This is a genomic window from Streptomyces sp. SID5910, assembly GCF_009862125.1.
GTDB lineage: Bacteria > Actinomycetota > Actinomycetes > Streptomycetales > Streptomycetaceae > Streptomyces.
Map to the genome: position 1 here is coordinate 1 of NZ_WWHX01000123.1, position 14366 is coordinate 14366.

Sequence of the window (14366 nt, forward strand, 5' to 3'; positions counted from 1 at the left end):
CGGCCGACCCGGGACCGGCGAGCGCGGCCCGGGTCGCCCACGGCGAACGGCGCCTGGTCGTCCTGGTCCGCGAGGGCGCCTGGGGGGTGCGCGACTTCGACCCGGGCGCCGAGGCGCGGCGCGCGTTCCGCGGCATCGCCGCCACGCCCTACGACCCGCGATGGTCGGTGCCGGGGCGCTTCACGCCGTACGGCTCCGGGCCGCGCAGTGTGCGGGTGGCGAACGCGGACGGGCGGGAGCGCGGGCTCGGCCTCGGCGGGGAGCTGGCCTTCGGCCTGGGCGGGCGGGAGCACACGCTCCAGGTGACCGTGGAGGGCGACGGCTCACTGTGGGCCGTCTTCGCGGACACCACCAGCGGAAGCACCAGTTACCGCTTCCGGTTCCTGCGCCCGGCCGCGCCGGACGCCGAGGGGCGCACGACGGTCGACTTCAACCGCGCACTGCTGCCGCCGTGCGCCTTCGCCGACCACTTCATCTGCCCCTTCCCGCCGCCGGGCAACACGCTGGCGGCCGGCATCGAGGCGGGGGAGCGCGAACCGCACTGATCTTCACGGGGGTCGGCGGCGACGGCCGGGCGATGGTTGAAGGCCGAAAGGCACTCTTGCGCCGACCGGCCGTTCGGCCGAATACTCCAACCTCAGCGCTTGTCAGGGGCACGGCGTGTCCGGAACCCGGACGCCCGTCCGCTGGCTGCGCCTCACGGGCCCCAACCCCACGAAGGGGCCCCCGACTTCCCCCGTGGAGGAACGAAAAGTGAGGATCAAGCGCACCAACCCCCGCAGCGGCATCTCGAGACGGACCCGGCTGATCGCCGTATCCACCGGCCTCGTGGCCGCGGCCGCGATCGCGATCCCCAGCGCGACCGCGGCACCCGCCCCCACCCCCGCCACCTTCAGCGCCGCCGAGCTGAACAGCGCCGGCTCCGCGGTGCTCCAGGCCGACGTCCCCGGCACCGCCTGGGCCGTCGACAGCGCGACCGGCCGGGTCGTCGTCACCGCCGACAGCACGGTCACCCAGGCCGAGATCGCGAAGATCAAGGAGCAGGCCGGCGACAAGGCCGGCGCGCTCACGATCAAGCGCACCCCCGGCACGTTCAACAAGCTCATCCAGGGCGGCGACGCCATCTACGCGAGCAGCTGGCGCTGCTCCCTCGGCTTCAACGTCCGTGCGAGCAACGGCACCGAGTACTTCCTGACCGCCGGTCACTGCACCGACGGCGCCGGCACCTGGTGGTCCAACTCCGGGCACACCACGACCCTCGGCACCACCGCCGGCTCCAGCTTCCCGGGCAACGACTACGGCATCGTCCGGTACACCAACACGTCCGTCAGCAAGCCCGGCACCGCGAACGGCGTGGACATCACCCGCGCCGCCACGCCGAGCGTGGGCACCACCGTCATCCGCGACGGTTCCACCAGCGGCACCCACAGCGGCCGGGTCACCGCGCTGAACGCCACCGTCAACTACGGCGGCGGCGACATCGTCTCCGGGCTGATCCAGACCACGGTCTGCGCCGAGCCCGGCGACTCCGGCGGCCCGCTCTACGGCAGCAACGGCACCGCCTACGGTCTGACCTCCGGCGGCAGCGGCAACTGCTCCTCCGGCGGCACGACGTTCTTCCAGCCGGTCACGGAGGCCCTGAGCGCCTACGGCGTCAGCGTCTACTGAGACCGTCCCACCGCGTAGCCGGCAGCACGACGAGCCCCCGCACGCAGCCCGCGTGCGGGGGCTCCCTCATGCCCGCTGCCCGCCCCTGGTGTCCGCGGTGCGATTCCGCTCCGCGAATCCTCCTGGAAGGGACATGATTGGTGAAGGACCTGTGACCGCACTGGAGTTGTCGTGCGCACGTCCTTGAGTCGACCTTGTGTGCGGCCTGTGGAGTCGGAAGAGTGACCGCTCGTCAACCAGCCTTCCGGTCCGCGAGGTCCCCACAACCTCCGGGCCGACCCCCCACAGGAGGACGTGAGTTGAAGCACCGACGCATACCCAGGCGACGGGCGGCCGTGGTAGGTGCGGGCATCACCGCACTGGTAGCCGCGGGAGTCACCTTCCAGAGTGCGAACGCCAGCGAGTCCCCGAAGGCCTCCGCGCCCGAGACCCTGTCGGTCACGGCGGCCGGACAGCTCGCCTCCACGCTGCTCGGCGACCTCGGCGGCGACGCGGCGGGCACGTACTACGACGCACAGGCGAAGAGCCTGGTCGTCAACGTGCTCGACGAGAGCGCCGCGCAGACCGTCGAGGAGGCCGGCGCCAAGGCGAGAATCGTCGAGAACTCGCTCGCCGAGCTGAAGAGCGCCCGCACCACCCTCACCCAGGACGCCACCATCCCGGGCACCTCCTGGGCGACCGACCCGACCACCAACAAGGTCGTCGTCACCGCCGACCGCACGGTCTCCGAGGCCGAGTGGGCCAAGCTGACCAAGGTGGTCGACGGACTCGGCGCCAAGGCCGAACTCAAGCGGACCAAGGGCGAGTACAAGCCCTTCGTCGCGGGCGGCGACGCCATCACCGGAGGCGGCGGGCGCTGCTCGCTCGGCTTCAACGTGACCAAGGGCGGCGAGCCGTACTTCATCACCGCCGGCCACTGCACCGAGTCCATCTCGACCTGGTCGGACTCCTCCGGGAACGTCATCGGCCAGAACGAGGCCTCCAGCTTCCCGGACAACGACTACGGCCTGGTCAAGTACACCGCCGACGTGGCCCACCCGAGCGAGGTGAACCTCTACAACGGCTCCGCCCAGGCCATCTCGGGCGCCGCCGAGGCCACCGTCGGCATGAAGGTGACCCGCAGCGGCTCCACCACCCAGGTGCACGACGGCACGGTCACCGGCCTGGACGCCACCGTGAACTACGGCAACGGCGACATCGTCAACGGCCTGATCCAGACCGACGTCTGCGCCGAGCCCGGCGACAGCGGCGGCTCGCTCTTCTCGGGCGACAAGGCCATCGGCCTCACCTCCGGCGGCAGCGGCGACTGCACCTCCGGCGGGGAGACCTTCTTCCAGCCGGTGACGGAGGCCCTGTCGGCCACCGGTACGCAGATCGGCTGAGCAGCACCGCATCTGTGAAGTCCCGTCCCGCGCGCGAGGGGCGGGACTTCCGCGTGTCCGCGACTTCCGCGTGCCCGCGCGTACGGCGGTCAGCCGGCCTGCGTGGGCAGCTCCGGCTCCCGCCGTCGGCGGCGCAGCGCGGCCGCCACCAGCGTGATCACCGTCCCCGCGACCGCCCATGCCCACAGCACCAGCAGGGAGAGGGTCTGGTCGTTGCCCTTGAAGTACGCGACCGAGCGGGCCGCCCAGGTGCCCGCGCCCGGCGGCAGCGCGGGACCGATCGCCCTCCAGAACGGCGGCAGCATCGGCAGCGGGAAGGCACCGCCCGCGCTCGGGTTGCCCGCGATCACCACCAGCAGGATCGCCAGCCCGATGCCGACGATCCCGAAGAGGCCCTGGAGCGCGAGCGTGGCGGCGCCCACCGCGAAGGTGATCAGGGCGCCCAGCCCCCACAGGTCCACCACGCTGCCGGGCAGCGCGCCCAGGATCGGCCCGACGATCACCGCGCCGCCCAGACCGCCGGCGATCGCGACCAGCGCCATCACGATCAGCCGGATCGCCGCGCGGCGGAGGTTGGCGGGCCGGGCCCCGGTGCTGATCGCCAGGATCGAGGCGCACAGATAGCCGCCGACGCACCAGCCCACGACCAGGTAGAAGGACGACAACCCGTCGAAGTCGTGGCGTGAGGCCGGGGCCACGTCGACGACCCGCACCGCGCGCCCCTCGGCCTTGTCGACCCTGCCGAGGATGCCGTCCAGGGTGGTGGCGAGGACGGTGCCGCCGCCGGACGCGACCAGCAGGGTGTCCGTACGGCTCTCCGGGTCCACGATCAGGGCGCCGTCGATCTCCCGGTCCATGATCTGCTGCCGGGCGCTCGCCGCGTCGGCCACCGCCCGCGGGTCCAGCGGCGACCCGGGCAGCCGCTCCAGCCGGGCCACCGTCTGCCCGGCCGCGTTTTCGGGTGCGACGACCCCGAAGGGCACGTCCTTCGGCTTCGGATCGTGCAGCGCTCCCACGTAGGAGGCGATGAACAGCAGCTGGAGCGCGAGCACTCCGAGGACGAGCAGGGTGGCCCGCGGGGTGACGGCGTCCCTGACCTCCCCGAGGAAGGAGCCCTTCCGCGTGCTGGTGACCGGGGTGTGCGACATGCCCCCACGGTCCGGGGCGCCAGGTGTTTGCGCAGGTGGGAGGGGGCCGAATGGATGTCGCACACCGCCGCCGCCCCGGTCATGGAGTGGAAGCCGCCGTCGCAGTCGGTGGCCGACGGCACGCCCGCCGTGCCGGGCACCGGCAGGAAGCCCAGCTCGCCCGCGCCGCCGGAGACGCCGCGCCGCAGGACGCCGTCGAGGACGACCGCGCCGCCGACGCCCAGGCCGAGCCAGAGCAGGACGAAGGTGTCCCGGTCCCGGGCCGCCCCGTCGCGCTGCTCGGCCAGGGCGGCGAGGTTGGTCTCGTTCTCCACGCCGACCCGCGCCCCGGGCAGCCGCTCCCGCAGCGCGGCCACCAGCCGGCGGTGCCACTCGGGCAGGCCGGTCGAGTCGTGGAGTTCGCCGCTGGCCGGGTCGATCAGGCCGGGGGCGCCGACGCAGACCGTGTGCAGCCGGACGGCCTCCGCCTCCTTCGCCGCGCGCTCGACCAGCGTGACGGCCTGCTCCACCGCGGGGCCCGTCCCCGTGCCGTCGCCGATCGGCGCGGACGCCTCGGCGAGGACCCGGCCGAGCAGGTCCGAGACGAGGACGGAGACGCTCTCGGTGCGCACGTCCAGGGCGGCCAGGTGGGCGCGGCCGGCGACGATGCCGTACAGCCTGGCGTTCGGTCCGCGGCGCTGCTCTCCCGACTCCCCGGTCACCTCGATCAGACCGGAGGCGGTGAGGCGTTCGACGAGGTCGGCCACGGTGGGCCGGGAGAGCCCGGTCAGCTGCTTCAGCTGTGTGGCCGTCAACGGGCCCTCCTGCTGGAGCAGTCGCAGGGCGAGCCGGTCGTTGATGGCCCGGGCGGTGCTCGGGGATGCGGGCATGCCGGGATCCTTCCAGATCGACGGGGCGGGGCGTCGCGCCGACAACTCACTATCTATCAGGCAGGGTTCCTGATAGTTTACGCGACGCGACGCAGCAGAGGAACGGACCGAGCGGACCCGACGGAGGAGCCGAGAATGAGCGCAGTGGTCTACGCGCACAGTGAGGTGAGGCGCGCCCGGTACGCCGTGGCCGCCGTGTTCGCCGTGCACGGCGCGGTCACCGGATCGTTCGCGACCCGGGTGCCGTGGATCCAGGACCACGCCGGGGTGAGCGCGGGCCAGCTCGGCCTCGCGCTGGCCTTCCCCGCGCTCGGCGCCTCCGTCGCGATGCCGCTGGCCGGCAGCGTCAGCCACCGCTTCGGCGCCCGCACCGCCCTGCGCGGTCTGCTCGCCCTGTGGACGCTGGCCCTGGTGCTGCCCTCCCTCGCCCCGAACCTGCTCACGCTGTGCCTCGCCCTGTTCGTCTACGGCGCCACGGCCGGCATGTCGGACGTGGCGATGAACGCGCTCGGCGTCGAGGTGGAGAACCGGCTCAACAAGTCGATCATGTCCGGGCTGCACGGCATGTGGAGCGCGGGCGCGCTGACCGGCTCGGCGGCCGGCACCCTCGCCGCCCATCTGGGCGCGGACGCGCGGCTGCACCACGTGCTGGCCGCGGGCGTGCTGACGGTGCTGGGGCTGGTGGCCTGCACCTGGGTGCTGGACCTCCAGCCCGCCGAGGACGAGGACCCGCCGCCGCGGTTCGCGCTGCCGCCGAGGTCGGCGCTGCTGATCGGCGCGGTCGGGTTCTGCGCGGTGTTCGCGGAGGGCGCGAGCCTGGACTGGTCGGCGGTCTACCTGCGGGACCAGCTGGAGACCTCGGCCGGTCTCGCGGCGGCCTGCACGACGGGCTTCACGCTCACCATGGCCGTGGCCCGGCTGGCCGGGGACAAGGTGGTGGACCGCTACGGCGCCGTGCGCACGGTCCGGGTGAGCGGGGTGCTGGCCACGCTCGGCGGCCTGCTCGTGGTCGTCGGCGGGCATCCGGCGGTGGCGATGAGCGGCTTCGCGCTGATGGGTCTCGGCATCGCGGTCGTCGTCCCGCTGTGCTTCGCGGCGGCGGGCCGGGCCGGCTCCAACCCGAGCCTCGCCATCGCGGGCGTCGCGACCATCACGTACACATCCGGGCTGGTGGCGCCGAGCGCGATCGGCGGCCTGGCGCAGGCGACCAGCCTGGTGGTGTCGTTCGGTCTGGTGACCGTGCTGGCCTGCTGCCTGGTGCTGTTCGCGAAGGTGCTGCGGGCCGGCGACCGCGACCGGCCGAAGATCAGTCAGCCGAGCGCAGCAGTGCCCGACCGGCAGCCCTGAAGGTCTCGCTCCACGGCGCCGGGCGCAGCGTCGCGGAGTCCAGCCGGACCAGCACCCGGGTGCCGCGGGCGTACGTGGTGGCGCCGTCCGCCGAGCAGAACCGGAAGCCGTAGGTGAGGCCGGTCGTGCCGAGCCGCTCCAGCCAGAGGTGGACGGCGTACGCGCCCGGCTTGGTGACCGGCGCCTCGTAGCTGACCGTCAGCTCCTTGACGGCGTTGCAGGCGTCGCCGGCCGCCGCCCAGTCGCCCTCGAAGCGGAAGCCGTGCTCGGTCCACAGCTCGGCCCAGGCCCGCTCGACCATCACGGGGTAGCGGGCGTTGTGCAGCAGGCCGAGCGCGTCAAGGTCGTCGAAGTGGACGGTGACGGGGACGAGCCTGCCGTAGGACTGGGCGGGCGCGGCGGGGGCTTCGGCGGTCACGGGCGGGGCTCCTGGTCTTGCTCGGGTGTGCTCACGTACGGCGGGTCCCCTCCATCCTAAGCGGACGCTCAGCGGTGTCGGCCGGGGGGAAGGCGCTGGTCAGCAGGGGGCGTGGCGCGGGGGACGGCCGGATACCCCCGACAATGGTGCGGACAGTCCTCACGTACAGCAGAAAGCGATACCTCACCATGGACCTCGGCGTGCGTTGGAAGCTGCACGGGGACGGGAAGGTTCCCGCCCCCGGAGCGGTGGTCCGCCCCGACGAACGGCTCTCGTGGCCCCGCACGGCCGGGCTCGGCGCCCAGCACGTGGTGGCCATGTTCGGGGCGTCCTTCGTGGCTCCGGTCCTGATGGGCCTCGACCCCAACCTCGCGATCATGATGTCGGGCGTGGCGACCGTCATCTTCCTGCTCGCCACCCGCGGCCGCGTGCCCAGCTACCTCGGCTGCTCGCTCTCCTTCGTCGGCGTCGCCGCCGTCATCCGGGCGCAGGGCGGCACCAGCGCCACGGTGACCGGCGCGGTCCTCGTCGTGGGCGCCGCGCTGTTCCTGGTGGGTCTCGCGGTGCAGAAGTTCGGCGCGCGGATCATCCACGCCGCGATGCCGCCGATCGTGACCGGCGCGGTGGTCATGCTGATCGGCTTCAACCTGGCGCCGGTCACCGCCTCCACCTACTGGCCGCAGGACCAGTGGACGGCGCTGCTGGTGATGCTGTTCACCGGTCTGGCCGTGGTCTGCCTGCGCGGTTTCTGGTCCCGGATCGCGATCTTCCTGGGGCTGGTCTTCGGCTACGCCCTGTCCTGGGTCCTGGACCGGATCTTCGGGCAGATCCACTCGGTGGACGGCAGCGGCAAGGTCACCGACCACTGGCGGCTGGACTTCTCCGCCGTCGGCCACGCCGACTGGATCGGGCTGCCGTCCTTCCACGGGCCGAGCTTCGAGTGGTCGGCGATCCTGGTCGCCCTGCCCGTCGTCATCGCGCTGATCGCGGAGAACGCCGGACACGTCAAGGCCGTCGGCGAGATGACCGGCGACAACCTCGACGACAAGCTGGGCACGGCGATCTCCGCGGACGGCGTCGGCTCGATGCTGTCCACCGCGGTCGGCGGCCCGCCCAACACCACGTACTCCGAGAACATCGGCGTGATGGCCGCGACCCGCGTCTACTCGACGGCCGCCTACTGGGCCGCCGCCGGCTTCGCCCTGCTGTTCGGCCTCTGCCCGAAGTTCGGCGCGGTCGTCGCCGCGATCCCCGGCGGGGTGCTCGGCGGCATCACCGTCATCCTGTACGGCATGATCGGCCTGCTCGGCGCGCAGATCTGGATCAACGCCAAGGTGGACCTGCGCAATCCGCTGAACCTGGTGCCGGCCGCCGCGGGCATCATCATCGGCGTCGGCAACGTCACCCTGAAGTTCACCGACACCTTCTCGCTCAGCGGTATCGCGCTGGGCACGCTGGTCGTCATCACCGGCTACCACGCGCTGCGCGCCTTCGCCCCGGCCCACCTCAAGACGCAGCAGCCGCTGCTCGACGAGGGGACGTCCTCGTACGACGAGAAGAGCGACGACGGCACCGGGGGCGGCGGTTCTCAGCGCGCCAAGTCGTAGGCGTAGGACGGGGTGAAGGTGCCCGGCGACCCCTTGCAGCCGTCCGACTCTCCCGGCAGCTTCACCCACAGGTAGGCGTCGATGCGCCCCATGCCGGTGCTCAGGGTCGGCGCGCGGCCCAGTTTGCGGCCGTCGGGGTCGCACCACTCGCCGTCGGTCGGAGCGCCGTTGCCGTTGCGGCTGGTGTCGATGACGGCGCCCAGGCTCGCCGGGCCGCCGAGGGCGTCGAGGACCGCGCGGTCGTGGGCGACCTCGTCGGCGGTGCTGTGGAAGTTGGAGACGTTGCTGAAGACGCCGTCCGAGGAGTCGGTGGAGGCGGCACCGGCCTCCCTGAGCCACCCCGCCTGCTTGGCGGGCGCGTGCCAGCCGGAGTGGCCCGCGTCGAAGTAGACGCGCGCCCTCGGATTGGCCTCCTTCATGACACGGCCGGCCCGCGCCAGGGAGGCGAAGCGGTCGGCCCGCCCGTCGGCGGACAGGCACTCGGCCTGGGCCACCGAGTCGGGCTCCAGGACGACGATGACCTCGCCGGAGCCGAGGCCCGCGGCGAACCGGTCGATCCAGTCGTCATAGGCGTCGAGGTCCGGCGCCCCGCCCTCCGAGTACCCGCCGCAGTCGCGGTCTGGTATCACGTACGGCACGACGACCGGCACCCTGCCCTGGGCGGCGGCGCCCGAGGTGACCGCGCGGACCCGGGAGGTGATGTTGTCCGGCGAGAAGTCCGCGAACCACACGGCGGCCGGGTGGTCGGCTATGCGGGACTGGATGACGTCCTGGCGCGGGTCGTCGGGATGGGCCTGGACCCACTCCAGGACCTGGGAGTCGGGGTGCCGGTAGAGCCGGGCGGAGGCCGTGGTCGTCGGGGGCTTCTTCCGCTCGGTCTTCTTCTTCGGCGAGGGGCTGGGGCTCGCCTTCTTCGACGGCGAGGGCGACGCGGAGGCCGAGGGCGTCGCCGGGACCGAGGGGGACGGCGTCACGGGCAGCGAGTCCAGCCGCGGCGACCGCGTCACCTGCGGCCGCGCCTCGTCCGCGCCGCGCTCGTCGTCGCCGAGCGCGGTCAGCATGCCGGTCGCGGTGCCGACCGCGACGACGACGGACGCCGCCGCGACCATCGCACTGCGGCGGGCGGCACGCCTGCGCTCACTCCTGCGAGCTGCCAGACGCCGGGCACGAAGGCCTGACACGTACGGTTCCCCCTCCCCCGCACGGCGGGCGCGTTCCCCCGTTCTGGGGAAGCGTCGGGCCCGCCGGCTCTCCCGCCACCCTAAAGCTGCGACGCTGCCGCCATGGCGCACTGTGAGCAAGTCCCGACGGCCGCCCGGACGGTGGACACGGTCCTGACCCGGATGCGCGCCCTCGACGCCACCCTGCCGGAGCGGGACGGGCTGGCCGTCTTCAACGGCGTCTACCTGGCCGTCACCGAGGCGGTGGACCAGCACATCGACCGGGGGCTGTTCCCGGACGCCCGGGCCGCGATCGCGCTGGACGTGCGGTTCGCGGAGCGCTATCTGGCCGCCGTCGACGCCCTGGAGAGCGGACGCCGGCCGCCCGCGTGCTGGCGGCCCCTGTTCCAGTTCCGCCGCCATCCCGGCGTACGACCGCTTCAGTTCGCGCTGGCGGGCATCAACGCGCACATCGGGCACGACCTCGCGCTGGCCGTGGTGGACACCTGTCGTACGCTCGGCTGCGAACCCGCCGACCTGGAGGACGAGTTCGACCGGGTGGGCGATCTCCTCGTGTCGCTGGAGGAGCGCATCCGCGACGAGCTGATGCCCGGCCCCGACCTCCTCCAGATCGCCGACCCGCTGACCCATCTGCTCGGCTCCTGGAGCCTGGAGCGCGCCCGCGAGGCCACCTGGGCCGCGGCCCGGGCGCTGTGGGCGCTGCGCCGGCTGCCCGACGTGGCCGGGGAGTTCACCGAGCGGCTGGACTCGGCGGTCGGCTTCGCGGGCCGCATGCTGCTCACCCCGCTGCCGGACTGACCCGCGCCCACCTGGAACTCCCGCGCGTGCGCGGTACGTTGATCCCTCGGGCAACATCGCACTCCGACGGCGAAGGAGCACCCCGGCATGACGACCCGGCTCGGACTCGGCCTCCCCCAGATGCGTCAGTACGACATCGGCAAGGACGTCCCGGACGTGGCACGCGCGGCGGAACGGATGGGCTACGAGAGCCTGTGGGTGTTCGAGCGCGCCCTGTTCCCCGAACCCGCCACACAGGGGCTGTACGGCATCGAGGGCCTGCCCTGGCCCGACTCGTACCGGAGCGTGGCGGAGCCGCTGGTCACCCTCGCCCTCGCCGCCGCCGTCACCGAACGGGCCCGGCTGGGCACGAGCGTGCTGGTCGCCCCGCTGCACGTCCCCTTCCAGCTGGCCAAGACGCTGGCCACGCTGGACGCGGCGAGCGGCGGCCGGGTCCTGGCGGGCTTCGGCACCGGCTGGTCGCACGACGAGTACGCGGCGGCGTCCGTGCGGCCGTTCGCCGAGCGCGGCGCCGCCCTGGACGAGCTGATCGGGGTGTGCCGCGCCGTGTGGGGTCCGGACCCGGTGGTGTACGACGGCGAGGTCACGAAGATCGCGTCCGCCGTGGTCGGCCCCAAGCCGGCTCGGCCCATCCCGATCCTGCTGGCGGCGGGCGACAGCGGCCGGGCCCGGCGCCGGCTGGTCGACCACGCCGACGGCTGGCTGCCGACCGGCATCGGGGCCGAGACCGTCGCCGAGCAGTGGCGGCGGCTGCGGGACCTGGCCGCCGAGCGGGGCCGCACGAAGCCCATCCGGACGGTGCTCAGGGTCAACACCCGCTACAGCGCGGCGAACTACGAGGGGTCCGGCCGCCGCCCCTTCCAGGGCGGCGTCGACCAGATCGTCGAGGACCTGGCCGCACACGCCGAGATCGGTTTCGACGTGATCCTCATCGACCTTCAGAGCACCACGCGCGACGCGGAGGAACTCAAGGACGTCGCCGCCCAGGTGTACGAGAAGGCGAGGGCGGCGGGAATCTAGTCCTCGGGGAGCTCGACCGGCGCGATCTCGTCGTAGACGTCGCCCGGGCCGGGGTTGGTCGCGTCGGTCTCGCCGCCGAAGTGGTGCATGACGCCCCAGACCGCGTTCAGCGCGGTCTGGACGGCGCCCTCGGCCCAGCCGGCCGTCCAGGAGATGTCGTCGCCGGCGAGGAAGATGCCCCGCTTGTCCTCGGGCAGCTCCTCCTGCATGAAGTGGGTGAACAGGCGCCGCTGGTAGCGGTAGTGGCCGGGCAGGTTGGCCTTGAAGGCGCCCATGAAGTAGGGCTCGTTCTCCCAGGAGACCGTCACCGGGTTGCCGATGATGTGCTTCCGGATGTCGACCTTCGGGTAGATCTCGCCGAGCGACTTCAGCATGACCTCCATCCGCTCGTTCGCGGACAGCGGCAGCCACTTCAGGCTGTCGTCGCACCAGGTGTAGGACAGGCAGATGACGGCGGGCTTGTCCGGGCCGTCGTCCAGCAGGTAGGTGCCGCGGGTCATGCGGTCGGTGAGCGTCATCGACATGACGTCCCGCCCGGTGTCCTCGTCCTTGTCCAGCCAGAAGGGCCGGTCGACCGGCACGAAGAGCTTGCTGGACTCCATGTAGTGGGTCCGCTCGATGGCGGTCCAGTGGTCGATCGGGAAGAGCGAGTCGTCGCAGGCGATCTTGGAGAGCAGCATCCAGGACTGGGCGGTGAAGATCGCCGCCTGGTAGGTGCGGATGTCGCCGTCGGCGTCGGTCACGGTGATCCGGTTGCCGGCGGTGCGGTTCAGCCGGGTCACGGCCGGGCGGGGCTCGCCGTTGACGTGCAGCGAGGCCAGCGAGGTGCCGTAGGGCCAGTGGACGATCTTCTCCGGCTCGCGCTCCCACAGACGCAGCGGCAGCTGCTGGGAGCCGCCGACGATGCCGCGGTGGTGGTCGTCGGCCTCGGTGTAGACGACGCGGAGGATCTCCAGGATGGAGTTGGGGAAGTCGGTGTCCCAGCCGCCGGTGCCGAAGCCGACCTGGCCGAAGATCTCGCGGTGCCGGAAGGACTTGAAGGCCTCGGAGTCGCAGAGGAAGCCGTAGAAGGTCTGGTTGTCGAGCTTCTCGACCAGCTTCGCCCAGATCTCGCGGATGCGGGGGACGTCGCGCTCGCGCAGGGCGCGGTTCATGTCGGAGAAGTCGGCGCCCTCCTCCAGGCACCGGCCCCAGGCGTCGGCGACGTCGCGGTAGACCTGCGGGAGGTCGTCCAGCGTCTCGGCGTAGTGCGACTCGCCCTTGAGGTCGACGACGGTGGAGGGCGTCGCCTCGGCGAGGGGGTTGGGGAACGAGCGGGTCTCCAGGCCGACCAGGTCGATGTAGTGCTGGAGCGCGGTGGAGGACGGCGGGAAGCGCATCGCGCCCATCTCGGCGGTCAGCGACGGGTCGCAGCCGTCGAAGCCGACGGTCCGCAGCCGGCCGCCGATCTGGTCGGCCTCGTAGACGACGGGCTTGAGGCCCATCTTCATCAGCTCGTAGGCGGCGACGATGCCGGACAGGCCGCCGCCGATGACCGCGACCTCGGTGCCGTGCTCGGTGGCGGGTATCTGGCCGAGGCCCGCCGGGTGGGCGAGGAAGTCGTCGTACGCGTACGGGAAGTCCGGCCCGAACATGGTGATCGGCGGCTGCTGCTCGTCTGCGTGCTCGATCGCGTTGGGCACCGTGGACGTCATGGGGTACGGACTCCTTGCACAGGTGGAACGGGGGTGGCGGTGGGGGGTCAGACCAGGCACCCGTAGAGACCGGGGCGGCGGTCCTTCAGATACGGGTTGGCCTCGCGGGACGCGGCGAGGAAGGCCGGGTCGGCGTCGGCGACGACCAGCTCCTCGGCGCGTCCGGCCCGGGTCCGGGCGGTGCCGTCGGGGCCGGCGAGCACGGACAGGCCGACGAACTCGAACTCGCCCTCCCGGCCGACCCGGTTGACGTACGCCACGTACAGCTGGTTCTCGAAGGCCCGCACGGGCACGACGGACTCGGCGACGAACTGGAACGGGTGCATCTGAGCGGTCGGCACGAGCAGCAGGTCGGTGCCGGCGAGGGCGTGGGCACGGACGTTCTCCGGGAACTCGACGTCGTAGCAGATCATCAGGCCGACGGTGAGGCCGTTCAGCTCGGCCTGCACGACCGGCTGCTCGCCGGGGACGAAGTGGTCGTGCTCGAAGCAGCCGAAGAGGTGGGTCTTGCGGTAGTTGGCCAGGCGGGTGCCGTCGGCGGAGATCAGCTGGACGGAGTTGAAGACGCTCTCGCCGGCCCGCTCCGGGTAGCCGTAGGCGACGGCGAGGCCGTGGCGCGTGGCGGTCTCCGCGACCGCGTCGGCGGCCTCGCCGTCGGCGGCCTCGGCGAGGCGGCCGATGCCGTCGCCGATCGCGTATCCGGTGAGGAACAGCTCGGAGGTGACGAGCAGCCCGGCGCCCGCGGCGGCGGCGCGGCCCGCGGCCTCGTCGAGGACCCTGAGGTTCTCGACGGTGGAGCCGGGTCGGCCGGAGCTCTGGAGCAGGGCGGTGCGCATGCGTGTTCCTCACCGGTGGGAGGGGGGTCGGGGGGCCAGATAGACGGTACGGTCGGCGGACTCGGCCGGACAAGAAGGAGCCGTTGCGCGCCGGTGAGCGGATCGTTGCGTCCACCGGGCGCCTCGCGGCGATTCGTTGCGCCCCTCGCCGCGAACGGGGCAGGGCCCCTCCGCGCACGCCGGGACACCGGGCCGGCGACCCCTCCGCCCTCCCCGCCCGGCGGAAGATCCCCGGGCCGGCCTCGTCCTCGGGTCGGAGCCCCCACCCGTGCCGGCCCCGCACGGACGGACACCGGACCGGCGACCCCCTCCGCCCTCCCCGCCCGACGGAAGAGCCCCGGCCCCGGCCTCCTCCACGCGGCGCAGCCCCCACCCGTGCCGGACCCGCACGGGCCAGG

The 14366-nt window shown here is 72.8% G+C and carries 13 protein-coding genes; 7 read left to right on the top strand and 6 right to left on the bottom strand.

Features of this window, described 5'->3' with window-relative positions; genetic code table 11:
- The 3 genes from GTW67_RS04565 to GTW67_RS04575 form a co-directional block, all read left to right on the top strand.
- A partial coding sequence (locus GTW67_RS04565; RefSeq protein WP_161162947.1) for a DUF1684 domain-containing protein occupies positions 1 to 545 on the top strand: 545 nt, incomplete at its 5' end.
- Between the two features lie 208 nt (positions 546 to 753).
- The gene (locus tag GTW67_RS04570) at positions 754 to 1668 is read left to right on the top strand and encodes an alpha-lytic protease prodomain-containing protein (RefSeq protein WP_161162948.1); all 915 of its coding nucleotides are present in this window, start codon (positions 754 to 756) and stop codon (positions 1666 to 1668) included.
- A 299-nt stretch (positions 1669 to 1967) separates the two neighbouring features.
- Positions 1968 to 3050, top strand: coding sequence for a S1 family peptidase (locus tag GTW67_RS04575; RefSeq protein WP_161162949.1), 1083 nt, complete (start codon positions 1968 to 1970; stop codon positions 3048 to 3050).
- Between the two features lie 89 nt (positions 3051 to 3139).
- Here the strand turns inward: GTW67_RS04575 and GTW67_RS04580 are convergent, their stop codons facing one another.
- On the bottom strand, positions 3140 to 3940 hold the full coding sequence (locus GTW67_RS04580) for an ABC-2 transporter permease (RefSeq protein ID WP_237518660.1): 801 nt from the start codon (positions 3938 to 3940) through the stop codon (positions 3140 to 3142).
- Positions 3880 to 5067, bottom strand: coding sequence for an ROK family transcriptional regulator (locus tag GTW67_RS04585; RefSeq protein WP_237518661.1), 1188 nt, complete (start codon positions 5065 to 5067; stop codon positions 3880 to 3882). Before GTW67_RS04585 ends, GTW67_RS04580 begins: the two co-directional genes overlap by 61 nt.
- A gap of 135 nt (positions 5068 to 5202) precedes the next feature.
- Between GTW67_RS04585 and GTW67_RS04590 the strand changes: the two genes are divergently transcribed.
- A complete protein-coding gene (locus tag GTW67_RS04590) occupies positions 5203 to 6414 on the top strand; it encodes an MFS transporter (protein ID WP_161163506.1) in 1212 nt (403 codons plus the stop codon).
- On the opposite strand, the gene GTW67_RS04595 is transcribed toward GTW67_RS04590, so the two are convergent.
- Complete coding sequence (locus tag GTW67_RS04595) at positions 6374 to 6832, bottom strand: thioesterase family protein (RefSeq protein ID WP_161163507.1); 459 nt, start codon at positions 6830 to 6832, stop codon at positions 6374 to 6376. The two genes, GTW67_RS04590 and GTW67_RS04595, sit on opposite strands and share 41 nt — an antisense overlap.
- A 188-nt stretch (positions 6833 to 7020) precedes the next feature.
- Here GTW67_RS04595 and GTW67_RS04600 point away from each other — a divergent pair, with 188 nt between their 5' ends.
- The gene (locus GTW67_RS04600; RefSeq protein WP_161163512.1) at positions 7021 to 8439 is read left to right on the top strand and encodes a uracil-xanthine permease family protein; all 1419 of its coding nucleotides are present in this window, start codon (positions 7021 to 7023) and stop codon (positions 8437 to 8439) included.
- Here the strand turns inward: GTW67_RS04600 and GTW67_RS04605 are convergent.
- Positions 8421 to 9548, bottom strand: coding sequence for a glycoside hydrolase family 6 protein (locus GTW67_RS04605; RefSeq protein ID WP_161163513.1), 1128 nt, complete (start codon positions 9546 to 9548; stop codon positions 8421 to 8423). The genes GTW67_RS04600 and GTW67_RS04605 overlap by 19 nt on opposite strands.
- Positions 9549 to 9722: 174 nt before the next feature.
- Between GTW67_RS04605 and GTW67_RS04610 the strand changes: the two genes are divergently transcribed.
- Both GTW67_RS04610 and GTW67_RS04615 read left to right on the top strand, forming a co-directional pair.
- Positions 9723 to 10418: a DUF5995 family protein gene (locus GTW67_RS04610; protein ID WP_161163508.1), complete on the top strand. Its 696-nt coding sequence runs from the start codon at positions 9723 to 9725 to the stop codon at positions 10416 to 10418.
- Between the two features lie 87 nt (positions 10419 to 10505).
- Positions 10506 to 11438: an LLM class F420-dependent oxidoreductase gene (locus GTW67_RS04615; RefSeq protein ID WP_161163509.1), complete on the top strand. Its 933-nt coding sequence runs from the start codon at positions 10506 to 10508 to the stop codon at positions 11436 to 11438.
- Here GTW67_RS04615 and GTW67_RS04620 read toward each other — a convergent pair.
- Both GTW67_RS04620 and GTW67_RS04625 read right to left on the bottom strand, forming a co-directional pair.
- Positions 11435 to 13132 (bottom strand): flavin monoamine oxidase family protein, encoded by a 1698-nt coding sequence (locus tag GTW67_RS04620; RefSeq protein WP_161163510.1) that lies wholly within the window; start codon positions 13130 to 13132, stop codon positions 11435 to 11437. The genes GTW67_RS04615 and GTW67_RS04620 overlap by 4 nt on opposite strands.
- A 47-nt stretch (positions 13133 to 13179) precedes the next feature.
- The gene (locus GTW67_RS04625) at positions 13180 to 13968 is read right to left on the bottom strand and encodes a carbon-nitrogen hydrolase family protein (protein ID WP_161163511.1); all 789 of its coding nucleotides are present in this window, start codon (positions 13966 to 13968) and stop codon (positions 13180 to 13182) included.
- Between the last annotated feature and the right edge of the window lie 398 nt (positions 13969 to 14366).

Coding starts and splice junctions, on each gene's coding strand:
- GTW67_RS04625 (WP_161163511.1), bottom strand. CDS start 13,968: ATGCGCACCGCCCTGCTCCAGAGCTCCGGCCGACCCGGCTCCACCGTC.
- GTW67_RS04585 (WP_237518661.1), bottom strand. CDS start 5,067: ATGCCCGCATCCCCGAGCACCGCCCGGGCCATCAACGACCGGCTCGCC.
- GTW67_RS04600 (WP_161163512.1), top strand. CDS start 7,021: ATGGACCTCGGCGTGCGTTGGAAGCTGCACGGGGACGGGAAGGTTCCC.
- GTW67_RS04610 (WP_161163508.1), top strand. CDS start 9,723: ATGGCGCACTGTGAGCAAGTCCCGACGGCCGCCCGGACGGTGGACACG.
- GTW67_RS04615 (WP_161163509.1), top strand. CDS start 10,506: ATGACGACCCGGCTCGGACTCGGCCTCCCCCAGATGCGTCAGTACGAC.
- GTW67_RS04620 (WP_161163510.1), bottom strand. CDS start 13,132: ATGACGTCCACGGTGCCCAACGCGATCGAGCACGCAGACGAGCAGCAG.
- GTW67_RS04590 (WP_161163506.1), top strand. CDS start 5,203: ATGAGCGCAGTGGTCTACGCGCACAGTGAGGTGAGGCGCGCCCGGTAC.
- GTW67_RS04605 (WP_161163513.1), bottom strand. CDS start 9,548: ATGGTCGCGGCGGCGTCCGTCGTCGTCGCGGTCGGCACCGCGACCGGC.